Source organism: Lysinibacillus sp. CTST325 (genome assembly GCF_054665055.1).
The window spans coordinates 1-496 of the sequence record NZ_BAAFHO010000051.1 but is presented as its reverse complement, the minus strand read 5'-3'; the positions used below and the strand labels follow the sequence as shown (position 1 = coordinate 496).

Sequence of the window (496 nt, the reverse complement as noted above, 5' to 3'; positions counted from 1 at the left end):
TCTAGTGATGATGGCAAAGAGGTCACACCCGTTCCCATACCGAACACGGAAGTTAAGCTCTTTAGCGCCGATGGTAGTTGGGGGCTTCCCCCTGTGAGAGTAGGACGTCGCTAGGCACCTGAAAAAGCCGAGGATTTATTCCTCGGCTTTTTTTCTATGAGATGATTTGTCAAATTAAGTGCAACAATTGCTCATTAAAAGCCTCGTTTGCAGTTTCCAACCAAGACATTTTCTTGGTCAGTTGTTGATATAGTTTAATGATTTTGTTAGTTCTTCTGGTGATACTTCTTCGAAATTTGTTTGCTTAGGGAAGAATTCGCGAAGTAACCCATTCCCATTTTCGTTACTTCCACGTTGCCAAGAAGAATTGGCGTCCGCAAAATAAACATCAATTTTCAAGTCTTTTTCTAACACTTTATAGCAGCTAAATTCTTTACCTCTGTCTGTTGTGGCTGTTTTTATAGTGCCTTTTGGTAATTTAGTATGAAGAAGACGT

The 496-nt window shown here is 40.3% G+C and carries 1 rRNA gene and 1 pseudogene; one reads left to right on the top strand and one right to left on the bottom strand.

From position 1 onward, the window contains the following. Positions 1 to 116, top strand: a 5S ribosomal RNA gene (gene rrf, locus ACYQ73_RS28265). A 53-nt stretch (positions 117 to 169) separates the two neighbouring features. Here the strand turns inward: rrf and ACYQ73_RS28260 are convergent. Continuing rightward, positions 170 to 496: pseudogene (locus tag ACYQ73_RS28260) on the bottom strand (IS30 family transposase); the annotation flags it as partial.